The sequence below is a fragment of the Veillonella tobetsuensis genome (assembly GCF_001078375.1).
Taxonomy (GTDB): Bacteria; Bacillota; Negativicutes; order Veillonellales; family Veillonellaceae; genus Veillonella; species Veillonella tobetsuensis.
Map to the genome: position 1 here is coordinate 20,791 of NZ_BBXI01000017.1, position 17,569 is coordinate 38,359.

At 39.5% G+C, this 17,569-nt stretch carries 11 protein-coding genes and 1 pseudogene; 1 reads left to right on the forward strand and 11 read right to left on the reverse strand.

Annotated features, from left to right (window positions below; genetic code table 11):
• Window positions 1–57: 57 nt before the first annotated feature.
• From VEI_RS07300 to recQ, 8 genes and pseudogenes are all read right to left on the reverse strand, one after another.
• A complete protein-coding gene (locus tag VEI_RS07300) occupies window positions 58–1,143 on the reverse strand; it encodes a ShlB/FhaC/HecB family hemolysin secretion/activation protein (protein ID WP_256359135.1) in 1,086 nt (361 codons plus the stop codon).
• Window positions 1,141–1,380: pseudogene (locus VEI_RS10555) on the reverse strand (POTRA domain-containing protein); the annotation flags it as partial. The pseudogene VEI_RS10555 and the gene VEI_RS07300, both read right to left, overlap by 3 nt.
• A 12-nt stretch (window positions 1,381–1,392) precedes the next feature.
• The gene (locus VEI_RS10505; RefSeq protein WP_223209347.1) at window positions 1,393–1,755 is read right to left on the reverse strand and encodes a hypothetical protein; all 363 of its coding nucleotides are present in this window, start codon (window positions 1,753–1,755) and stop codon (window positions 1,393–1,395) included.
• Between the two features lie 251 nt (window positions 1,756–2,006).
• On the reverse strand, window positions 2,007–3,491 hold the full coding sequence (locus VEI_RS07305; RefSeq protein ID WP_059363843.1) for an aldehyde dehydrogenase family protein: 1,485 nt from the start codon (window positions 3,489–3,491) through the stop codon (window positions 2,007–2,009).
• 270 nt (window positions 3,492–3,761) lie between these two features.
• Window positions 3,762–5,939, reverse strand: a complete 2,178-nt coding sequence (locus VEI_RS07310) for a Tex family protein (RefSeq protein ID WP_059363844.1) — start codon at window positions 5,937–5,939, stop codon at window positions 3,762–3,764.
• A complete protein-coding gene (locus VEI_RS07315; protein ID WP_059363846.1) occupies window positions 5,939–6,433 on the reverse strand; it encodes a dihydrofolate reductase in 495 nt (164 codons plus the stop codon). The genes VEI_RS07310 and VEI_RS07315 overlap by 1 nt, the downstream gene beginning before the upstream one ends.
• A 9-nt stretch (window positions 6,434–6,442) precedes the next feature.
• The gene (locus VEI_RS07320; RefSeq protein ID WP_059363851.1) at window positions 6,443–7,234 is read right to left on the reverse strand and encodes a thymidylate synthase; all 792 of its coding nucleotides are present in this window, start codon (window positions 7,232–7,234) and stop codon (window positions 6,443–6,445) included.
• A 61-nt stretch (window positions 7,235–7,295) separates the two neighbouring features.
• Window positions 7,296–9,128, reverse strand: coding sequence for a DNA helicase RecQ (recQ, locus tag VEI_RS07325; protein ID WP_059363856.1), 1,833 nt, complete (start codon window positions 9,126–9,128; stop codon window positions 7,296–7,298).
• A gap of 286 nt (window positions 9,129–9,414) precedes the next feature.
• On the opposite strand from recQ, the gene putP reads away from it, so the two are divergent.
• Entirely contained in the window at window positions 9,415–10,902 is a 1,488-nt protein-coding gene (gene putP / locus VEI_RS07330) for a sodium/proline symporter PutP (RefSeq protein ID WP_059363859.1), read from the forward strand.
• Window positions 10,903–10,944: 42 nt separating this feature from the next.
• Here the strand turns inward: putP and VEI_RS07335 are convergent, their stop codons facing one another.
• The 3 genes from VEI_RS07335 to nifJ all read right to left on the reverse strand — a co-directional run bounded on the left by VEI_RS07335 (window position 10,945) and on the right by nifJ (window position 17,566).
• A complete protein-coding gene (locus VEI_RS07335) occupies window positions 10,945–11,973 on the reverse strand; it encodes a helix-turn-helix transcriptional regulator (protein WP_059363861.1) in 1,029 nt (342 codons plus the stop codon).
• Window positions 11,974–12,251: 278 nt separating this feature from the next.
• A complete protein-coding gene (locus tag VEI_RS07340; RefSeq protein ID WP_059363863.1) occupies window positions 12,252–13,841 on the reverse strand; it encodes a class I SAM-dependent methyltransferase in 1,590 nt (529 codons plus the stop codon).
• 185 nt (window positions 13,842–14,026) lie between these two features.
• Window positions 14,027–17,566 carry a pyruvate:ferredoxin (flavodoxin) oxidoreductase gene (gene nifJ / locus VEI_RS07345; RefSeq protein ID WP_059363864.1) on the reverse strand — a complete coding sequence of 1,180 codons (3,540 nt, stop codon included), beginning with the start codon at window positions 17,564–17,566 and terminating at the stop codon, window positions 14,027–14,029.
• Between the last annotated feature and the right edge of the window lie 3 nt (window positions 17,567–17,569).

Sequence of the window (17,569 nt, forward strand, 5' to 3'; positions counted from 1 at the left end):
CCTAAGTATATAAAACAATATGTATTATGTATCTATATAACTCTCTATGTACAACACTTAAAATTGATAACTTCCTCTAAACGCCCAAACACGAGTATCTGTATCAAATCCTTCTGGTTTCTTAATTGGCGTCCCTAGTGATACATCATAATTAACAGCTTCACCAACAGTGCCTCGTACACCAACGACACCACCAATCAATGTATTACCTAGTTGAGTTTCTGTAGATGGTCCCCATACATGACCAATATCTATTCCTATATAAGGTGTAATCTGTTGTTTTCTAAATGGTAATGACCATTCACTTTGTACGTAGTACCCAGAGTCCCCTCGTAATGTTTCTTCACCACTAAATCCACGTACCGAATACCGTCCACCAATACTAAACTGATCCGTAGTAAATAAGCGCTGATTCGTAAATTGACTTCTAAAACGCATCGAGAATATACCTTGCTTATGACCGATTCGTACTCCCGTTTGAATCTGCCCTTCAACCCCAGCCATTTTATATAGTGTAGTTGGATTATCTGCCAAACCTTCCCAACTTCGTACCTTAGCACCTAATCCTTTAATGCCTTGACGATAAAATACATACATATCACTTACTGTATTGCCTCTATATTGGCGATGAGATAACCCTAATTCTACCGATGTGGTATGTTGTTCTTGAACACCAATTTCTACATCATCCAGATAATTATGACGAGACTTATGATTAACCTTAGCAATAACTGATGTTTTCGAACGACTAGTTCTATTTAGAACCTGCTCTACCGACACCTCTGTACCTTGTGTGGTACCAGCCGAGCGAAATGCGTTTGGCATAAATACCAATTGACTATAGCTATACTTATATGTAGATAATCTATACGTACGATTGCCATCTGGAATCGTATAATTAACTGCATATTGCTTTGACCCATGGCCATCATCATGACGACTTATATCTTTAGTGAAATTAGCTGTTAATGTATCATTAAGCCCCAGCAATTGACTAAACGATAAAAATACAGTACCTTGATACTCTCCTGTAGCTTTATATCCTGAATTATCTAAGATAAATGAGCCATGCACAAATCCTTTTTGTTCTACCGTAAGCTTAACAATAGAGTGTAACGGCTTGGTACCTGGTTCAATCGTCATCTTTATATCTTGACCAGGTACGCTACGCATCTGATCAATCCCTTGTTCTAACGCTTGACGTCGTAATACATAACCTGGTCGTACAGGGAATGCACTCCGCCAATTCGTTCGTACATTTGGATTTGTAAGAACAATATCTTCAACATATCCTGGTAAAATCTCAAAGGTTAATGACCCTGAATGTAAATCTTGATTAGGTACAACCACTTGGCTTGTGACATATCCATCTGCTAATAATTGTTCTTGTAATTACTTTTGAAGGAATGTAACCCCGTCTGACCCGATTCGATTATGCTCATACGCCTCTAAACGGTTCTTATATTTACTAAATACAGGTTCTGACGATGTAATAACAATATGGTCTATAGGAAATGCAATCGCTTCCTTTGGTAATGCCTTCATAGGAGCACTACTAAGACCAACATACGCTGATTCTGAACGCAACGAAGCGGCCCCAGTCATTGGTGCTTCTGCGCGTTGACGCAACGAAGCATCGGCTCGGGCCGCTTCTTGTTGTATAAAAGGTGTAGATACATCGGCTGCCATGCTAGGCAATGTACCAAATGTGGTCAGCAAGCCAACACAACCTGCTGCAATACGTACAACTCTCATAAATCCCTCTCCTTTCTATATGTAATTATATATTAATATTAACTTTTTTCGCAACAAAATATTAAATATTGTTTATTTTTTTAATGTTATATCTAGCTTAGACAACTTAATCTTACAGAAACCTTCTACGTTTTTAATTCTCAGAAACACTAAGTAGAATAAAATTAAGTAATAGTATGATAATGCAAAAAAGGCACCTCTTCGAGGTGCCTTCTTATCAAATATAAGTAAAAGGAGAAGCTATTAAATTATTAATCTAAATCATAGAAACCAGATGGTTTATCGCTCAAATTTACAATGATGTTTTTCATTTGAGTGTAGTGTTCCAAGATAACTTTGTGAGTTTCACGGCCGATACCAGATTGTTTGTAACCACCGAATGGTGCGCCTGCTGGGATGGAGTTATATGTATTAACCCACATACGACCTGTTTCGATTGCTCGAGCTACACGGATAGCACGGTTAAGGTTTTGAGTAAATACGCCACCACCAAGACCGTATAGACTATCATTGGCTTGTTCGATTACTTCGTCTTCGCTATGGAATTTAATCACTACTGCCACCGGACCAAAGATTTCGTCACGAGCTACGCGCATATCATTTGTCGCATCCACGATGAGTGTCGGTCTTACGAAACAACCTTTACCAAGTTCACCATCGGTAACGCGTACACCACCTGCTACGACGCGAGCCCCTTCTTCTTTAGCTAGTTCTACATAGCTAAGTACTTTCTTAACTTGATCTTCGTAAATCAAGGAACCCAGTTGAGTCGATTCATCCCAAGGCAAGCCAACTTTTACCTTATCAAATAATTTAGAAAGTTCAGCTACAAATTTATCATAAATTGTATCTTGTACGAAAATACGGGAACCGGCGCAACATACTTGACCTTGGTTAAAGAGGATGCCGAGCATTGCCCCATCAAGAGCTTGTTTCCAGTTCGCATCGTCAAAGAAGATATTCGCAGATTTACCACCTAATTCCAATGTAGCTGGAATCAAGCGTTCAGATGCCGCTTTATATACATCAAGACCTACTTCTGTAGAGCCTGTGAAAGCAAGTTTACTGAAACCAGGATGATCTAGGATGTACTGACCAGATTTAGAACCTTTACCCGTAATAATGTTTACAACGCCTGGAGGCAAGATTTCTTTCAAAATATCGCCTAATACTAAAAGGCTAAGAGATGTATGACTAGAAGGTTTGATGACAACCGTACAACCTGCCGCAAGAGCTGGTGCCAATTTCCAAGCAGCCATTAGGAACGGGAAGTTCCAAGGTACCACTTGACCAACTACACCAATTGGTTCACGCACAACAAGACTCAATGTATTTTCATCAAATACTTGTGCAGAACCTTCTTCTGCGCGAAGTACGCCGGCGAAGTAACGGAAATGGTCTGCACCAAGTGGAATATCCACGTTTAATGTTTCACGGATTGGTTTACCATTGTCATAGGTTTCAACTTGTGCCAAATGTTCTTTATGCGCATCAATAGCATCTGCGATTTTCAATAAATAATCAGCACGATCTACTTGAGATACATGTTTCCAAGTTTTGAAAGCCTCTGTTGCAACCTCTACAGCTTTATCAACATCGGCCTGTGTAGCCTCTGCACAAATAGCGAGTTGGTCGCCATTTGCAGGATTATATACGGCAAACTCAGCACCATCAGATGCTGGTACCCATTCATTATTAATCAAAAGACCATATTTTTCTTTAATGTTTAAACTCATAGTATCCTCCCTTAATGGATAATGACTATTAATTACTTTCTATGGCTTCATCATACACCTAACATCTAATTATTTCAATCTATTTTATTATTTTCGATATAACGATTTTAGTGCATTCTCAATAGCTTTAATCTATATCAAAATCGATATGCTTATCACTTTTTACGATAACTCTAACTATAAAAAAGGAGATCTTTATTACCTAAAGAGCTCCTTTTAATCATGTACCTTTTTGACATATATAAACTTTTACGAATTACCCCAAAGAGATTACGCCTTTTTCTTGTCTTTATTTCTCAATGACTTGACGGATAATCCGATACGATTTCGCTTTACGTCAACAGAAATAATTTCTGCCTCAATAATGTCACCTACCGCAAGTACATCAGAAGGATGTTGTTTTGCCTTACATAGTTCGCTACGATGTAATAGACCATTGGTTTTTAAACCAAAATCGATGAAGGCACCAAAATCTACCACATTATGTACCGTACCTTTTACAACTGTACCAACCTTGATATCCTCAAGACTTACTACATGTTTACGTGTCAGAGGTGCTGGTAAATCTTCCCGTGGGTCACGACCTGGCTTAGCAAGGGCAGCGATAATATCTCGTACAGTGGGAACGCCCGCATCAAGCTTATGCGCCATCTTATCTACATCAACCAATGGTAATTTGACCTGTAATGCTTCAAGTTGTGATTTATCTTGTAAATCCTTTAATGTAAAACCTAGCTCGCCAATGATACGTTCCGCTAATTCATAAGACTCAGGATGAACAGATGTATTATCCAATGGATTCCTTGCACCATTTAATCGCAAGAAACCGGCACACTGAGTAAATGCTGCAGGACCTAAGCGTGGCACCTTTAATAGTTGCTTACGACTAGTAAACCCACCATTTTCTTGACGGAATGCTACAATATTTTTTGCTACCGTACCAGAAATACCTGCGATATGCTGCAAAATCGCCGGAGATGCCGTATTAAGCTCTACCCCAACATGGTTAACTACAGATTCAACAACTTGATCCAATGTATGAGTTAATTGTTTTTGGTTAACATCATGTTGATATTGACCAACCCCAATAGACTTAGGATCGATTTTAACAGATTCTGCCAATGGATCTTGTACACGTCGTGCAATAGATACGGCGCCGCGAATCGTTACGTCTAAATCTGGCAATTCATCAATAGCCAATTTTGATGCAGAATATACAGATGCACCCGCTTCATTCGTAATGATGTAATGGCAATCTAATTTTTCCTCTTCAATCATCTTAGACGCAAATTGTTCTGTTTCATAAGAGGCCGTACCATTACCGATAGACAAGAGCGTCACATTAAATTTACGAATTTTCTCAGCTAATTTCTTTTGTGCTTCTTGTTTTAGTTTTTCACTATTTGTTAAATAGTAAGCACCATAATCGAGTACATTCCCTTGTGCATCGATAATAGCCATCTTACAACCTGTACGATACCCAGGATCAAGGCCCATAATGACATGGCCTGCCAATGGTGGTTGCAATAAGAGGTTTTTAAGATTTACGCCAAACACCTTAATTGCTTGCTCATCAGCAGATTCGGTTAATTCATTGCGAATATCCCGTTCAAGAGCAGGGAACATCAAGCGTTTATACGCATCTGCTACGGCGCTAGCTTTCACATCACTAAAAATAGATTGTTCATTTTTAGTAATACCATGCACCATATATTGAATATAGGATTCATCAGGTACGGTTAGAGCCAATTTAAGAGCCCCTAATTTTTCGCCTCGATTAACCGCCAAGATACGATGGGACGGCATCTGACGTACTGGTTCAGCATACTCATTATATTGAAGGAATTGGTCCTTGTGCTCATTATCCTCAACGAGTTCCGCTTGGATAAAACCTTCCTTCCACATACGATTGCGAAGGGTAGCACGGAAATCAGCACTATCGCTGACGATTTCTGCAACGATATCCGATGCACCTTGAATGGCATCCTCTGGCGTAGGCACCTCTTCAGAAATATATTCCTTTGCGATATCTAGAGGGTTACCAGATGTGACCGTATCATTCAAAATCATATCTGCTAAAGGCTCTAGTCCTCGTTCACGGGCAATCATGGCCCGTGTCCGTTTCTTAGGTCGATATGGTAAATACAAATCTTCTAATTCTTGTAATTTTACAGCTTTCATCAAAGATGCCATCAATTCATCAGTCATCTTGTCTTGTTCCGTAATGGCATTGATGATTTCTTGGCGTCGTGTTTCTAAATTGCGCAAATATTTAATACGTTCTTCAACAGTTCGCAGCTGTTCATCTTGTAGTTCGCCTGTTACTTCCTTTCTGTAACGAGCGATAAACGGCACCGTATTTCCTTCGTCTAATAGAGTAACCGCAGCTTCTACTTGACCGGTCTTAACGCCTAATTCCTTTGCGATAATGGCAAACATTGATTCCATTAGTTATGTCCTTTTCTTTCATAGGTTACAAATCGATGAGGGTATTTATTTTTATCATCTACAGTCCCCGCTACAACAGAGGTAATGGTGAAAGCTGATGCATCGAATTCAGGGAAATGCGCATCCCCTTCAAATACATGGTCGACCTCCGTAATGTGCATTACATCTACATAAGGTAAAAAAGCTTCGTAAATTTGGGCACCCCCAATCACATAGGCTACATCAAGATTTTTTGCAGCCTCTACAACAGCCTCTGGTGAGGAGAATACACGAACCCCTTCCAGTGCATTAAAACCTTTATTTGTTGTAATCACCCAATGCTCTCGATTGGGCAACAAAAAAGGCAAGCTTTCAAAGGTCTTACGCCCCATAATAATAACGTGGCCTGTCGTTTTTTCCTTGAAGAATTTCAAATCATTCGGCAAATGCCAAATCAAAGAATTATCCTTGCCGATAACGCGATGATGTGCCACCGCTACGATAAGTGCTAACATAGTATCCCCCTAAACAGCTACGGTCATAGCCAATTTGCCTAAATGTTCATACCCTTCTAACACGATATCTTCTGGTGTAAAATCGTAAAAATCGGTGATGTCTGGATTTACATGAATTGTCGGTGCCGGTAACGCTTGATTACGACGAGCCAACTGCTCACGCAATGCTTCTACATGATTTTCGTAAACATGTGCATTATTAATAACATGTGTGAATTTTCCCGGTTTCAAGCCCGTTACTTGAGCAATCATACACACAAGAGCTGCATATTGAGCCGTATTAAACGGAACACCGAGGCCCATATCGCCACTGCGTTGAATGAGCATACAGTTCAAATAACCATTACCTACATCCCACAAGGTTTCATACGCACAAGGTTGCAATGCCATATCTGGCAAATCCTCAATATTCCACAAGGTAACAATCATGCGGCGACTATCTGGATCTTCTTTTATGGTTTTGATGAGATTATCCAATTGTTTATATTTAGCGATTTGGTATCCATATGCCTTGCCAATAGTGCCATCTTCACGCATCCATTCGTCCCATACGCGGACATTCATGTCTTGCAATTTACGCACATCATTAGACTGCATCTGCCAAATCCACAACAATTCTTTCACAGCCGTTTTGAAAGCCACAAATTTTGTGGTTAAAATTGGAAATTCCTCTTGTAAATCAAACTGCATGATTTGTTGTGGCAATTTATAGGTAGCGATACCAGTTCGATTTTGACCATAAATACCATGATCTAAAATATTTTCAATAATATTGAGATATTGTGTATCTGCTAAGCTCATAGTTCCCCCTAACGGAATGTAACATTCCCTTAATATAATGCGCCCTAATAACGCCTTATCATTAGCCCTTATATTGTTCAATGACCTCCAAAAATGAAAGTCCATATTTTTTCAATTTTGCTTCCCCTACGCCTTTTATATTGCCGAATTCACCTAATGTACTTGGTCGTACATTGGCTAAATCGATAAGTACCGTATCTGGAAATATAATATATGGCGGTACCCCTAGCTGTGAGGCTAGTTGTTTACGATGTTGTCGTAAATGTTCAAATAAGCCACCTGAGCCAGACCGTGGCACTTCGGAGCGAGATATAGATGCAGACTTCTTTGTTTTACGAGAAGGTACAATGACCTCTTGTCGAATCTCTTCTACCTCTTTATGTCCAGCTAACACCTCTTCTGCGCCAGCTGTAACAGATAAAATGGGGTGTTTCCCCGTAGAGCTCCGCAAATAGCCAGAGGCTACAAATTGTTGAATCAGCCCTTTTATTTCCTTATCACCTATATCTGATAAATAACCAAATACAGATAATGCATCGAGTCTAGCTCGTGTAATTCGATCTGTTCGTTCACCACGCACAATGGAGGAAATCATAGAGGCCCCATATCTCTCTTCCGTAGCTATGATGGCACGGAAAATGGCCTTCGCCTCTTTCGTAACATTAACACGTTCCCCTTTTGTATTACAAGAACTGCAGTTACTGCATTCGAGCCACGGAACGATTTCACCAAAATAGGCGAGCATATATTTTCTTAGACATGTACTACAGAAACAGTAATCAATCATAGATTGTAATTTTCTAAGTTCTACCTGCTCACGCTGTGGTTCTAGATGACCTTGTTCAATCAAATACTTATGAACGCGCACATCTTGCCCACTATAGAGCAATATACATTCCGCCGGTGCACCATCGCGCCCTGCACGTCCCGCCTCTTGATAATAGGACTCCATATTACGCGGCATTTGGTAATGCAACACATAGCGCACATTACTCTTGTCGATCCCCATGCCAAATGCATTCGTCGCAACCATAACTTGTAATTGGTCAAAGGCATATTTATTCTGCATATCTTGGCGCATCTCATCAGATAAACCGGCGTGGTAATATCCAGTTTGGATGCCGGCACGCGTCAAATTATCATAGACCCGCTCTACATCTTTACGAGTAGAGCAATAGATAATCCCATTTTCATTGCTATGACGACGCACATAATCTACTATATAATCCATCCGTTTAGGTGTACGCACTACAGAAAACGATAGATTAGGTCTATCAAATCCCGTAACATACACATTTGCACAATCTAAGCCTAATAATTTTTTAATATCATTTTCTACTGCCTTCGTAGCAGTCGCTGTGAAAGCCCCTACTACGGGACGTTTAGGCAAACTAGATAGCCAATCGCCAATCAATCTGTAGGACGGTCTAAAATCATGGCCCCACTGTGAAATACAGTGTGCTTCATCGACAATAACTTGGGAAATCGGCATAGAGCGTAATACATTACAAAAGAAATTAGATCCTAGTCGTTCTGGTGCAATATATAGTAATTTAATCTTTCCACTACGCACCTCGTACATGGTCTTATTAAATTCAGTTTGCGTTAGTGTACTATTGATTAATGCAGCCGGTATATTTTGATCCACCAAGCTATCTACTTGATCTTTCATAAGCGATATTAAGGGTGAAAACACAATGGATATGCCCGATTTACAGAGGGCTGGAATTTGAAAGCATATCGATTTCCCTGCGCCTGTAGGCATAATAGCTACTACGTCCTCATTTTGTAATAAAGATGCTACCGGTGCCTCCTGAGCTGGGCGAAAAGAGGTATACCCAAAGTAGGTTTGCAATAATTGCAAGGCACGGTTACGTAGATTATTAGTCACCATCGTATTCCTCCTTTCACTATCGTTACTATAAAAATATACTTAATGTAGCATAGAATTTACCGAAAACAAACTATTGTATCTATATATTGTATCATTTTTTTAGTCATTTTACATTTAATATCATCGATTTATCTCATTCATTTTTAGCAAAATTTACATGACCATTGTATAAATTCCTTTATTTCTTTATCCTATAGAATCATAATTTATGGTACAATAACTATTATGTATTTTAACGTGATGATACAATCTTGATGATACAATCTTAAGGAGGTTTTATATAGGCATGACACAAGACAATTTAATGATTATAATCGCCTTTGCCTTGTATTTGGGACTGATGATGTACATTGGCGTCTATTACTATCGCAAATCTAATAGTATTGGGGACTATATACTGGGCGGTCGCCAGCTAGGCCCTTGGATTACCGCATTAAGTGCCGAGGCATCAGACATGAGTGGTTGGATGCTTATGGGCGTACCTGGCTTAGCCTATACGACAGGTATCTCAGGCCTTTGGATTGCCGTAGGTCTTACCTTGGGGACTTGGGCTAACTGGAAATTCGTATCCCGTAGACTGCGCAACCACACCGAGGTAGCTAGTGACAGCTTAACGCTACCGGATTATTTAAAGAATCGCTTCCACGATCAATCTCATTCAGTAGCTGTTATTTCCGCATTGTTTATATTAATCTTCTTCCTTATCTACACATCCTCTGGATTTGTGGCAGGTGGTAAATTATTTAACACCATCTTTGGTTTAGACTACACATTGTCCCTATTTATTACAGCAGGCATCGTAGTTTTCTATACCTTCCTTGGAGGTTTCCTCGCCGTATCCTGGACAGATTGCATTCAAGGTGCTTTGATGTTCTTTGCTATCTTAGCAGTACCGATTACTGCAGCCATGTACTTAGGCGGACCGATTGAAACGATGCAACTGATTCAAAGCGAATTCCCACAAGGTTTAAACCTATTTGGTGATACGAGCGATATGTTTGCACTCATTATCGGTATTATTTCGTCTCTAGGTTGGGGCCTTGGCTATTTCGGTCAGCCACATATTTTAGTACGTTTCATGGCCATTTCCGATGCTAAGGAATTAAAAAAATCAACGAATATTGCTATGGTTTGGGTTATCCTCTCCTTATTAGCTGCCATCTTCGTAGGTCTCATCGGCAATGTATATATGTTACCAGAAAGATTAGTTGGCACTGATGCAGAAACAATCTTCCTCGTTATGACTGAACGTTTATTTACACCATTTGTAGCTGGCCTTATCTGGTCCGCTGTACTAGCAGCTATCATGAGTACTGCATCTGCACAATTATTGGTAACAGCCTCTGCTATCTCTAATGACTTTTATGCTAATATCATCCATAAAACAGCATCCGATAAAGAACTCGTTCTTGTAAGTCGTATCGTTGTTTTATTAGTGGCTGCAGTATCTATTTTCCTAGCATTAAACCCTGATAGTCTTATCTTGACTATGGTTGCTTATGCATGGGCTGGCTTTGGTGCCGCTTTTGGTCCGGCCATACTCTTCTCCCTGTTTTGGAAACGCATGACACGCCGTGGTTGTATTGCGGGCATCGTTGTAGGTGGTCTTACCGTTTTAATCTGGAAACAATTTGCCTTCTTAGGCCTCTATGAAATCGTACCAGGATTTATTTTCTCCTCTATTGCGATTTACATTGTCAGCATCTTAGACAAATTACCTCCACGTTCTGTATTAAAAGATTATAAAGAAGCAGAAAAAATGCATGTTCTATAAGAGCATGCAAAAGGAGCTATTGATTACTCAATAGCTCCTTTTTTACACATATTGTGCTAATCCATCTCGAATAGCTTCACGTACATCAAACACTAATGATGAAGGTGACAACACTTTCACACTTTGCATATATTGTAGTGCCCAATATTTAAATGCTTCTCGATTAACATGAACTCGACATTCCACCTTGTGATCTGTCACCTTTGTAAATGTTACATTTCCATCAAACCAATCGAGGATTTGATTTACAATACTCCGCTTCGCTTCAAAGGATACGGTTACTGATTCACCACCAAACATATAAATATGTTCATTCATGTATTGTTGCACATTGAAGGTATTTTGATTGTGATAACCTTGAATATCTCGCAATGGCTTACGACGTATATCTAGTACATTAATCTGTCCAATTCTATCCACCCGAAGCGTAGACATATCATCGTGGTTATCGTGATTTCCAACCAAATAATATTGACCACGACTGGCCACTAATTGGTATGGGTTAAAAATGTAATTTCGTTCGTTACCTGTTGCATCAAGATTTGGATGAAGTTTTTTATCTACATCAGGCTGATAGTATACTAACGAAATCTTTCTCCCTTCCGTAACTGCTTTTTCAATGAGATCAATATTTAGGAATAACTCCTGACTTCTCATGAGATAGCCAGAAGTGCTATTAATTTGCCCTCCATGAGATTTAAAGTAACGGCTACCTAATGATGAAACCTTGTTAATTAAATCTTGGCGCTGATTAGGGTTGATATGACGAGATGCCAATAAGCCATCAATTAGCAGATGTAATTCTGCTTCTTCAAAGGGATGAATCATATAAAAATTAGTGCGGCGAATAGAGCCATCTGCACCTAATGCAGACTCTTCACACTTAATATTGAAATTATCAGATTCATATAAATCATTTAGATGACGGCCCAAAGTTTTACGGTCTACCGTCAATTCATATTTTTTTGCTAAGATGCTACGTATCTCTTCTTGGGAGAGCGTATGATTTGCATCTGTTTCATCTCTTAGGATTTCTAGTATATATACTAGCACAGCCTTTTTAGACGCCATGGGAACAACTCCTTTTACAATATACTTTTACTAACAACATAAAACATGGTGTATTACAACCACATCTTATATACATGTACACAAAATCACTCATATAAAGTATATCACAAAAGTCATCTTTACTTCATGTATTTTTCATATATTTCTTCATATTTCCTATATTTTTTTAGCAACTTATCATAACTAAATGTAATATTTATAAAATAATTTGAAAATATAAAAAATAAAAAATTAAAGACCAATCCTTAATGGTAAGAATTAGTCTTTATACATATTACTTATTTAATTTTATTTTCTAAGTATCCTAATGTTTCCATACGTTTAGTCAATTCAGTATAAAAGGCCTCGGCCATAGCCGTTTGATTTTTCGCTTGCCCACCTTGATTACCACCGAAAATATTCTTTTTAATAGTATTAATAATGGTAGATTTTGCCTTTGGCTTATTTAGAATCTCCATAAACATCAAATCTTCATCGGATAAATTGTCTACCGCATCATTATCGGAGGTTGCACCATACATAAGCTCTGAACCACCTTCAACAATGGCTTTCACAAATTTTGTAAATCTAGCAGGTACGAAGGACTGCCCCTCCATATAGAAGGATTTTACATATGGATGTTTAAAGAAACGTAAGCCACCTCGTACAATATGTTCTGCCATAGCAACATATAATGCATTAACAGCAGTTTCTAGACTTTCATCATCACCCTTGGCAGCATCATTAGCAGCTTTCACAATCGCTAACGCCTCAATCATATTGAACTGGCCACCGTCTTTAATAATAGATCGGAATGTATCGCGCACAATATCATTCTCAAATATGGATAGAGCTTCTTCATCAAAGAGAATAGTATAGGTAAAACTATTAATAATAGTACGCATAGGTACTGAATTTACAAGTTCAGGGGTTCCCATATCATAGGATACAGTTTGTCCGTGATTAGCCTTACAGATAATAGATTTTCTAAATGTTGTATCCAACATAAAATCCAAATACTGTTCTTGAGCTACATGATCATTCGGGGCAAGTTTCTCTAATGTATCTGCAATATCAGAATCAAAACTACGCACCATGGATAATGTTAAATCAGCATCACATAAATATGCTAAATTATGCGCTTTTAAATGATCATTAAATTGATAGAAATATACAGGATCATTATTAGGTTCTAAATGGTCATGACCAACATAGTAATCGTCCTTTTGCATAACAGAACGAAGGGCACCTAAGAACTTACTATTTCGCTCTTTTAGATTATCGTATTTTAAGATTTGGCTGCCTACAATACTTCCCACTGTTTTACCATGAAGTACCTTTTCCTTATGGTTAAATTGTGCTTTATCACGGTTGCTAAACAGCATCAATTGACGGACTTCTTCCATTGTATGCCATCCTGGATAGGTATTATAGGACACATAAGCGATACCATCCTCTGCTAAATGTTCATCAATAAGGCGTAGTAATGCATCCTTTACATCATTATCCACCCAGGAATAAACACCATGAGCAATAATGTAATCAAATGTCCCCAATTCACTACCAATAGATGCAATATCAGATTGAATCAAGGAAATATTTGTTAGATCTGCATTGGCAATAACTTCATTGCCCTTTTCAATTTGTTCTTGTGAAAGTTCAACACCTACAAATGTCGCCTCAGGATTAAATAAGGCTTGAGAAATAATATTGCCACCATAGGTTGCACCCAATTCTAATACCCTTGCAGTTTTTGGATTTGGCGCAGAAACTCCAAGCAATCCTGCATAGGCTTCAAGCGTAGCAGGGGTCGTATATGGGAAAGGCATCGATTTATATCCTAATTCACTATAAATTATTTGTTGTACGTCATTTGTATTTGTAGTCATAATGTCCTCTATATTTAAATGCACATGTATCGTATAAATAACATATGGATAATACACATATACTATTTATTATACCAAAATCATGGATTTTATACACCTTATCCCTTATCGATAAGCATGATAAGCGCAAAATAGGCATCCTCATAAGAGGATGCCTATTATTATATGACGTTTGAAGAGACTAATTATTTAATGTCTTCGAAACCTTTTTGTAAGCGAACATAGCTTAAGCGACGTTCTTTAGCGTCTTGTTCAGTTTTAGCAAACAATTCTTCTGCAACGTCTGGAGCTGCTTTAGCCAAGGAAGCGTAACGAACTTCACCTTTAAGGAAGTTTTGGAACTCTTCGTAGTTGCCTTCTTTAGAATCCAAGGAGAATGGGTTTTTACCTTCTTCTTTAAGTTGTGGATTGTATCTGTAAAGATCCCAGTAACCACAAGCAACTGCTTTGCGTTGTTCTTCTTGAGCTTTACCCATACCAGCTTTGATACCATGGTTAATACATGGGCTGTAAGCGATAATCAAGGATGGACCTGGATATGCTTCAGCTTCTGTGATAGCTTTCATCAATTGGTTTTTATCTGCACCCATAGCTACTTGTGCTACGTATACATAACCATAAGACATAGCCATCATGCCAAGGTCTTTTTTCTTAGTACGTTTACCAGCTGCCGCGAATTGAGCTACTGCTGCAATGTTAGTGGATTTAGAAGCTTGACCACCAGTGTTGGAGTATACTTCAGTATCGAATACGAAGATGTTGATGTCTTCGCCAGAAGCTAATACATGGTCAACACCACCGAAACCGATATCGTATGCCCAGCCGTCACCACCGAAGATCCAGTGGGAACGTTTGATCAAGAATTGTTTTTTCTCAAGAAGTTCTTTCAACTCAGGAGTTGTAGCACCTTCAGCTTCGATAGCTGCTACTAAACGTTCGGAACGTTGACGAGTAGCCGCACCAAGGTTAGCGAATTCAAGCCATTGTTCTAAAGCTTCTTTCAATTCGCCAGTAGCAGTTTCAGCAGCTTTCGCAGCCACTTCTGCTAATTGTTGACGAACTTTCTTAACGCCGATGTACATACCATAACCATACTCAGCATTGTCCTCGAACAAGGAGTTAGCCCAAGAAGGACCTTGACCTTGTTGGTTAGTTGTGTATGGAGATGCAGGCATGGAAGCACCCCAGATGGAGGAACAACCAGTTGCATTGGCAATCATCATGCGGTCGCCGAATAATTGAGTTAACAATTTAGCGTAAGGAGTTTCACCACAACCTGCGCAAGCACCGGAGAACTCGAACAATGGTTGTTCGAATTGAGAACCTTTAAGGGTCTCTTTCTTCATAGGGTTTTCTTTTACAGGAAGGTTAACACCGTAATTCCAAGCTTCAGCTTGTTCAATTTCAGTGTCGATGGAAGTCATTACGATAGCTTTGCCTTTTGGAGATGGACAGATATCAACACAGTTACCGCAACCCAAGCAGTCTAATGGGGATACTGCGATACGGAATTGAAGATCTTTAGCGCCCATAGCAGGGATTGTATCGAAATGTTCTGGAGCCGCAGCCACTTCTGCTTCAGTTGCCAAGATTGGACGAATTGTAGCATGTGGACATACGAAGGAACATTGGTTACATTGGATACAGTTTTCTGGTAACCATTTTGGAACGAACAATGCAGGACCACGTTTTTCGTATTTAGCAGTACCAGCAGGTAATGTACCATCTTCGTAACCAACAAATGTGGATACAGGAAGATCATAACCAGCTTGTGCATTGATTGGTTGTGCAATGTTTTGAACGAAGGATGGGCAAGATTCGCAACCAGGTTTAACTGCGTGACCGCCTTCATCAACAGCGTTTTTCCAGTCAGCTGGAACGTCAACTTTTACAAGTGCGCCAACGCCTTGGTCGATAGCAGCGTTGTTCATGTCAACGATGTTTTGACCTTTTTTACCGTAGGAAGTTACTACGGATTCTTTCAAGTATTTGATAGCATCATCTACAGGGATGATTTCAGTTAATTTGAAGAATGCAGCTTGAGTTACCATGTTGATACGACCGCCCAAACCGATTTCGGAAGCGATTTTCGCAGCGTTGATGATGTAGAAGTTCAATTCTTTTTCTGCGATTTCACGACGTAATTTAGCAGGTAAATGTTCGCTCAATTCTTCAGGGGACCAAGTACAGTTCAACAAGAATGTACCGCCTTTTTTGATACCGCGAATCAAGTCGTATTCATGTACATAGGATTGACGATGACATGCTACGAATTGAGGTTCAGTAATCAAGTAAGGTAAGTTGATTGGGTTGTTACCAAAACGAAGGTGAGACATTGTTACGCCACCAGATTTTTTGGAGTCGTAATCGAAGTATGCTTGAGCATACATATCAGTGTGGTCACCGATGATTTTGATAGCGGATTTATTCGCACCTACAGTACCGTCAGAACCGAAGCCCCAGAATTTACATTCAGTCAAACCAGGAGTTTCAACTTCTACGCCTTCAGCACGATCTAAGGACAAGAATGTAACATCATCATTGATACCCAATGTGAAGAATTTCTTACCATTTTCAGCGTTTAAGTTATCGAATACAGCTACGATGTCTGCAGGGATAACGTCTTTGGAGCTCAAACCATAACGACCAGCGATAACTTTTACGTTACGGCCACCGTCAACTACAGCTGCTTGAACGTCTAAGAACAATGGTTCAGCCAAAGCGCCTGGTTCTTTTGTACGGTCAAGAACTGCAATGCGTTCTACAGTTTGAGGAAGTGCTTTCAACAAACGATCTGTTGCGAATGGACGGAACAAGTGAACGTTGATGAAACCAACTTTACGACCCAATTTGTTGAGGTAATCAACAGTGGATTGTACAACTTGAGCGGAAGAACCCATAGTTACGATTACATCAGTTGCATCAGGAGCACCATGGTAGTTGAACAATTGGTAGTTAGTGCCAGCCAATTTGTTGATTTCGTTCATGTAGTGTTCTACAACGTCAGGAACGTTTAGATAGAATTTATTGGATGCTTCGCGATGTTGGAAGTATACGTCAGGGTTTTCTGCAGTACCACGAGTTACAGGAGCATCTGGGTTCAAAGCGTTTTTACGGAAAGCTTGAACTGCTTCCATATCAACTAATGGTTTCAAATCTTCATAGTCCCAGATTTCGATTTTTTGAATTTCGTGGGATGTACGGAAACCGTCGAAGAAGCTGATGAAAGGTACACGAGTTTTAATAGCAGTCAAGTGAGCAACTGCAGACAAGTCCATTACTTCTTGTACGGAGGATTCAGCTAGCATAGCGCAACCAGCTGCACGAGCAGCCATTACGTCTTGGTGGTCACCGAAGATAGCCAATGCATGTGCAGCTAATGCACGAGCAGCTACTTGGAATACACCTGGGAGTAATTCGCCTGCTACTTTGTATAAGTTAGGAAGCATCAATAACAAACCTTGGGAAGATGTGAAAGTTGTTGTCAATGCACCAGCTTGTAAGGAACCGTGGAATGCGGCAGCGGCACCTGCTTCAGATTGCATTTCTACAACTTGTACAGTGTTACCGAAGATGTTTTTACGACCAGCAGCAGACCATTCGTCAATGTGTTCTGGCATTGGAGAAGATGGTGTGATTGGGTAAATCGCAGCAACTTCTGTAAAACCATAAGAAACGTGAGCAGCCGCTTGGTTGCCGTCCATAGTTTTAAATTTACGACTCATGTG

Coding starts and splice junctions, on each gene's coding strand:
- VEI_RS07310 (WP_059363844.1), bottom strand. CDS start 5,939: ATGGAATCAATGTTTGCCATTATCGCAAAGGAATTAGGCGTTAAGACC.
- VEI_RS07300 (WP_256359135.1), bottom strand. CDS start 1,143: ATGACGATTGAACCAGGTACCAAGCCGTTACACTCTATTGTTAAGCTT.
- VEI_RS07315 (WP_059363846.1), bottom strand. CDS start 6,433: ATGTTAGCACTTATCGTAGCGGTGGCACATCATCGCGTTATCGGCAAG.
- VEI_RS07340 (WP_059363863.1), bottom strand. CDS start 13,841: ATGACTACAAATACAAATGACGTACAACAAATAATTTATAGTGAATTA.
- recQ (WP_059363856.1), bottom strand. CDS start 9,128: ATGGTGACTAATAATCTACGTAACCGTGCCTTGCAATTATTGCAAACC.
- VEI_RS07305 (WP_059363843.1), bottom strand. CDS start 3,491: ATGAGTTTAAACATTAAAGAAAAATATGGTCTTTTGATTAATAATGAA.
- putP (WP_059363859.1), top strand. CDS start 9,415: ATGACACAAGACAATTTAATGATTATAATCGCCTTTGCCTTGTATTTG.
- VEI_RS07335 (WP_059363861.1), bottom strand. CDS start 11,973: ATGGCGTCTAAAAAGGCTGTGCTAGTATATATACTAGAAATCCTAAGA.
- nifJ (WP_059363864.1), bottom strand. CDS start 17,566: ATGAGTCGTAAATTTAAAACTATGGACGGCAACCAAGCGGCTGCTCAC.
- VEI_RS10505 (WP_223209347.1), bottom strand. CDS start 1,755: ATGAGAGTTGTACGTATTGCAGCAGGTTGTGTTGGCTTGCTGACCACA.
- VEI_RS07320 (WP_059363851.1), bottom strand. CDS start 7,234: ATGAGCTTAGCAGATACACAATATCTCAATATTATTGAAAATATTTTA.